The organism is Schleiferilactobacillus shenzhenensis LY-73 (assembly GCF_000469325.1).
Lineage (GTDB): Bacteria > Bacillota > Bacilli > Lactobacillales > Lactobacillaceae > Schleiferilactobacillus > Schleiferilactobacillus shenzhenensis.
This window is the reverse complement of record NZ_KI271604.1, coordinates 7221-12852: the sequence shown is the minus strand read 5'-3', so window position 1 is coordinate 12852 and position 5632 is coordinate 7221. Positions and strand designations below refer to the sequence as shown.

Genomic DNA, 5632 nt, shown 5'->3' with positions numbered 1-5632 from the left:
ACCGAACAGCGACCTGAACGCTGCGCGTCTGCCAATTCCGCCACACCGGCATGCAACATTAAGTATATTACCAGAAAAGCGGGCGCTTGCCAAGTCCTGAAAGCGAATTAATTACGCCCACGGTGGGCTTTCCCCTCGTGCACCACGGCGTCAATCGGTATAATGGAAGCAGATTGAAGAAGTGAGGGGAGCACGATGAATCACTGGGGCCGGCGGGTCTTGCGTATTTTGTTGAGCTGGCTGATCATCGCTGGCGTCATGATGGGCGGGGCTTTCGTTATTGATCGTTACTTTTCAGCCATCGTCACCCCCGATGCCGCGAATTGGCTTTTACTGGCGTTGGGGCTGGCGGCGTTTGGCATCGACTACTGTCTGTTTTACCGCAATGCGGCCGGCCTTTTTTGGGGCCCCGAGCCGCCGCTGAACCCGCGGCTGCGGCAATATCAGGCGGCTCGAAAGCGGGGCGGCGAGCAATGAAGCGATGGCTCGTAAGTTTGTTTGCCGCCGCGGTGTGGCTGATTTGGGCAGTTGTTCCTGTCCAGGCGGCCGGCCCCGTGGTACAAGATCATCTGGGTATTCTCACTGACGCCGATCGCAGCCATATCGACAGTATTAATGACGACCTGGCCAACGCATCGGGTCATAATCAGCTGTGGGTTTTTATCCTCGATCAGAATGACGCAGAAGACATTACGGGCGGCACGGCCTTTCTCAACCGCACGGAAGCCGCGACCACGGCATCTGATCTGGTCGAAGACCACCTGGGGAAGATGGCCGATCCGGATGAGGAAGACCGCATTAATGTCCTGCTGGTCTATCCCCAGAACGGCGGCTACCGCTTTGCTTTTGTCCCCGCCGCGGCGGGACCGCCGGACTTTAGCGTCCATTACACCCAAGCCGCGCTGCCGCAGAACGGAGCCACGCGCGGCCACGTCATGAGCTGGGTCAACGCCATGGGCCAGCTGATTCTGCGCAAGGCGGATGCCGGGTTTACCGGCTTTCTGTGGGGGTCGGTGATCGGCTGGATTGAGAGCATGATCGCCGCTTGGACGTTCATCCTTGCCGTGGCGGCGATTCGCAACCACTTCCGCCGCCACCCGCTGTTTCTGGGTAATGACAGTACTGGGTTCGACGAAGGGTACATGATGGGCCAATTCATGAATGATGATCACAGGGAATAGGAGAGAAAGCATTCGCTACGCGCGGGTGCTTTCTTTTTTTATCAGGTCGGTCAGTGCCGCCGGACGGACAGAAAAGCCCTGACCGGCCTGTTCATTGGTGATCAGTCAGCCGCTGATTGAGCCGGACAGTCGCCGTGTTATATGATGGCCGTAGCAGTCTCCAACCAATATATATACCAATAGTTTGATAACCTGTTCACACCGGTGCCCATAAACCGAACAAATACCTAAATATAGGCACACTCGTATCATTTCCCCGGACCGCTTACCGTTAGACCAGATGGGTGTTAGAATATTCATTGGAAAGAATTTATGGTTATTTTCAGAATGTTTTTTTTCTGATGGGGGATAGAAATGGTAACCAATCGTCAATCGACTGTCATGGTGAAGAAACGTTACAAGTTGTATAAGTCAGGTAAGCGCTGGCTGGTGGCAGGCATTGCTTTCCTCGGCGTCGGTGCAGCCCTCACGGATGCACCGACGGTCGTCCGGGCAGCATCTGCACCAGTGGCCGCGGAAGTGACGACCGAGCAGAAGAATGCAAAGAGCGCACCCTCCGCTCAGGCCGGTCAGAAAGCAGCAGCGGTCAAGAAGACGGCAACGGCCCAAACCACTGCTAATGCTCAGAAGCCGGCGCCCGCGGATAATGCTAAAGCAAATGCGGTACCAGCAGAGCCGGCCAAGCAGGACACTGCCAATCAGCAGAATGCTGTTCAAGCAGCGACAAGTGTTCAAAAGCCGGTCGCTGCCGTACCGACCAAGAATGAATCACCGGAAAAGACCAGTACGTCCGATCAAACACAAGATGCTGCCGCCCAGAAGACGGCGAAGCAGGGCGCAGACGCTCAGATTGCGGATACTCAGACCGCGAACAGCGTGACGCCAAGTAAGTCAACTGAAGATAAGCCGGCAGATGCCAAGACTCCAAGCGCCAAGGGTCAAGATACTAATTCTGCAAATACTAAGACAACCGACACTAAGGCTGCCGATTCTGCTGCCAAAGACACTAAGGCATCTGGAGCCAAGGTTTCAGACGCCAAAGGTCCCAATGCCCAATCCACGGATGCCAAGGCAGCAAACACCAAGACGCCCGCTAACCAAGCTGTCGACGATAAGACGACAGATACTCAGGCAGCGAATTCCCAGACCGATACCCAAGCGCCGGCGAAGAGTACCGATGCCCACCAAGAGGCAGCAGATGCGACCAATAAAGCCGACGCCGACGCGGCCAATGCCAACGCAACGGCTAAGGCACTGGCCGATATGCTCAAGAAGCCGAATCCCAGCGATGCCAGCTGGCTGGCAAAGCTGAATACGTTAGCCAAGCAGCTGAACGACCAGGCCGGAGACTTCGCTGGTACCGAGGCCCAAACGGATGCTGCCGTCAAGGCGTACCAGGACGCCCTTAAGAAGATGAATTATCAGCCTCAGCCCAATGCAGTGAAGGACGTCACGCTGGGGGACAAGACCGAGACCGCGTCATTAGCGGCTTACGACGCCTTAGTGGCCAGTTATGCTGACCAGATCAAGCAGGAAATGACCACGTTGAAGACCGGCACGGATTCGTACGCCGTGTCCACTGGCTTGCAGGCTTCCCAGAAACAATTGCAAACGGCGGCTGACACGTTGAACGCCAAGCTGGCCGCGGTCCAGGCGGCAGCCGACCAGGGCGATACTGCCGCCACGGATGCAGCGGTGCAAGCCATGGCAGACGCCAAGACGGCCTATGACCAAGCCCGGGACGCTTATAACAGCGACGCCATCGTCTTCAACGCCGTCAAGCCGGAAGCCAGCAAGACGGTCCCCAAGGTGGACACCAACGCGGATAATGCGGCTCAACCAGATCCCAATAAGAATCCGGCGGACACGACGTACCAAGACTTTCTCACCAATGCTGACACAGTGGCGGCACAAAATGACGCGTACAACCAATATCAAGCCGCCAAAACCGACTACCAGCAGATCAAGACGGATAATGATGCGTTGGCTGATGCGGTGACGAATTGGCAAACCGCTGCCGGAACCTACAACGACACGGTGACCGACGTTAATAAGGGAACGGCCAGCGACGAAACGGCCGCCGGTCTGAAGACACTGACCGACCATGTGACCACTGCTGAAGCTGAAGTGCGCAAGGCCTTGGCGGACTTCGGACCCGCCAACACGACCTATCAAGCGGCGTTGGCGAACTACCAGAACGCCTTAACGGCGTACCATCAGAAAGCGGGTCAGAATGCGGACCCGGCTGTGCCCCAGGAAGCCGTGACCGGGTATACGGCACCGCAACAAACTTCTGCTTGGCACCAATACGAAACAAGCGTGAGTCAGCTGACGAGCGACTTCGACCAAGGTTCGGCGACACAATCGAATCTGGTGGGGAAAAATGACCAGACGATGGCCCAGAACCTGAAGCAGTTCACCGCTATCAAGAGCATGGCGTCATCGCTGCAGCAGCTCCAGGCGAAGATTACCCAGATCAACACGCTTGCCACGGCGCAAGCTAACGCCGTCAAAGGGTGGAACGACGAGATCGCCAAGGCCAAGGCGGACGGCCGCTGGGCGTTTTTCTACCAGGAACTGAATAAAGACGGGGATGCGTTGACGAACGCGGATTATGCATACATCGATGCCGTGAACGGCACAACGACACCCCTGAATTCCTACACGTCGGCACCGGACCAGTTCGGGAAGAAATACACCACCGTGAAAGCCGGCGCGGCGGTAACCAACTCAGCTGATGCGATTAAGAAAGACGCTGCCAAGGCCAGTTACCAAGCGCTGTGGCAGACCTTCCAGGACGCGGTGGATAAGTATAATGACACGGCTACCGCGGCAAACAGGATTGACACCAGTGCTTTCACCCAGCCAGGGACCATTGACAACAGCGTCAGCGACTTGTTAAAGAGCATTAGCGGTACCAACGGGTTCTCCCAGCAGTATCAAAACCTGTTAAAGGTACTTTCCGGCTTGGCAGCAGATCCGGACCAGAATGCGGCGGCACTCAACAATCTCCATACACCGGGCAAGGATAGTACGGACGGTTCTGAGCTGGATCCTGCCGATACCAACTTCAATATCAGAGAAGGACAAAATGCCACCACTTGTATTCAACTGGGAAATGGGGCCAGCTGGGCGACCATCATCAACCAGGGGGAGGATCCCGAGCAGTATTATGGGGCTACTCATATGTACAGTGTTATGGATCTCTACAAGGATGGTAACCAAAACGGCGATAAAGATCACCATTTGTCCGCAGCCGATATCAAAGCATTGTTTGAAACTGATATGTACAATTCGTTCGATCCCAGCACCAGTGCACCCAGTAATGTCACCATGGCAGTGCGACCCGAGTACACCACAGGTGGAAAAACGTATTACCTCGCCGGATATGGTGTTTTCAATGAGACTAATGACGGTGCGGCACTCACTGCGACCAATCAACTTTATACGTTCACGACCGATAATCCGGAGCAGGAATTTGTCGAGAACGGGCTTAGTCTTCCTGGGGATACCACTGTTAACAGTACGATTGTGTTCTATTACCTTCCGACGGGTATTGATCAGACAGTCATTCCGGCACCTGATCCGGTGGCTGCCGCACCAGCCAAACCAATTACGCTGCCCAATGTGCAATTAGGAACGGTCAACACGGATAAACTGGCCAATCTGCTGGGGCTGAACGCCACGACCCACAAGACAGATACTGCGCCGGTTTACCAGTCCGGTGAAGCCGTCACGCCGACATTTAACGTTGACGCCGGCAGCGTGGCCCAAGCGCCGGAGATTCAGTTGAACGATCCGCGGCAGGCACCGGTTAACCCTGGCGGCGGCAGCGACGATAACAACAACGGCGGCGGTGAGAACCATGATGGCGGTAACCACGACAATCATGGTGGTGATGACAATGGCGGCAATGACCACGATGGCGGTAACCACGATAATCATGGTGGTGATGACAATGGTGGTAATGACCACAATGGCGGCAACGATGACAATGGTGGCGGCAACGCCCATGACGGCAGCCACGCCAGCGATCACAATGCTGATGAGAATGGCAGTCGCGGTGGGACGCTCAGTGGTGATGGTACCCAGACGGCGGCTCAGAACATAATGAGTATGTTGCCGTACGGTACCCCCGTTGGGGCCGCACAGCGTGCTGACCGGCAACCTGGCGGCAATTACCGCAACTACCGGACGGCTCACATCCAGCAACTGGCGGCATTACGGGAATTAAACGGCCGCACGGGGCGGCGCGGTACGCTGCCGCAGACCGGTGAACGGCACAACGCGAGCCTGTCTGCCCTTGGTGCGGCACTGTTGAGTGCTAGCAGCTTGTTCGGCCTAGCGTTGAAGCGGAGCAAGCACGCGTAATCGCCTGAGACAATTGAATAGAGAAGAAGGGACTGGGACAAAATTCATATTCCACGACATACTGAGTGCCAACGCGTAGT

3 protein-coding genes are annotated in these 5632 nt (G+C 55.9%); all 3 read left to right on the top strand.

What is annotated here, in order from left to right; translation table 11 throughout:
* The first annotated feature begins 195 nt into the window (after nucleotides 1-195).
* Nucleotides 196-477: a hypothetical protein gene (locus tag L248_RS12320; protein WP_022530570.1), complete on the top strand. Its 282-nt coding sequence runs from the start codon at nucleotides 196-198 to the stop codon at nucleotides 475-477.
* Nucleotides 474-1181, top strand: coding sequence for a hypothetical protein (locus tag L248_RS12315; RefSeq protein ID WP_040536728.1), 708 nt, complete (start codon nucleotides 474-476; stop codon nucleotides 1179-1181). The genes L248_RS12320 and L248_RS12315 overlap by 4 nt, the downstream gene beginning before the upstream one ends.
* A gap of 354 nt (nucleotides 1182-1535) precedes the next feature.
* The gene (locus L248_RS15375; protein WP_052000063.1) at nucleotides 1536-5552 is read left to right on the top strand and encodes a KxYKxGKxW signal peptide domain-containing protein; all 4017 of its coding nucleotides are present in this window, start codon (nucleotides 1536-1538) and stop codon (nucleotides 5550-5552) included.
* The last annotated feature ends 80 nt before the right edge of the window (nucleotides 5553-5632 follow it).

Bases quoted from the DNA above. Each gene is read 5' to 3' on its own strand.
- L248_RS12320 (WP_022530570.1), top strand. From the start codon at position 196: ATGAATCACTGGGGCCGGCGGGTCTTGCGTATTTTGTTGAGCTGGCTG.
- L248_RS12315 (WP_040536728.1), top strand. From the start codon at position 474: ATGAAGCGATGGCTCGTAAGTTTGTTTGCCGCCGCGGTGTGGCTGATT.
- L248_RS15375 (WP_052000063.1), top strand. From the start codon at position 1,536: ATGGTAACCAATCGTCAATCGACTGTCATGGTGAAGAAACGTTACAAG.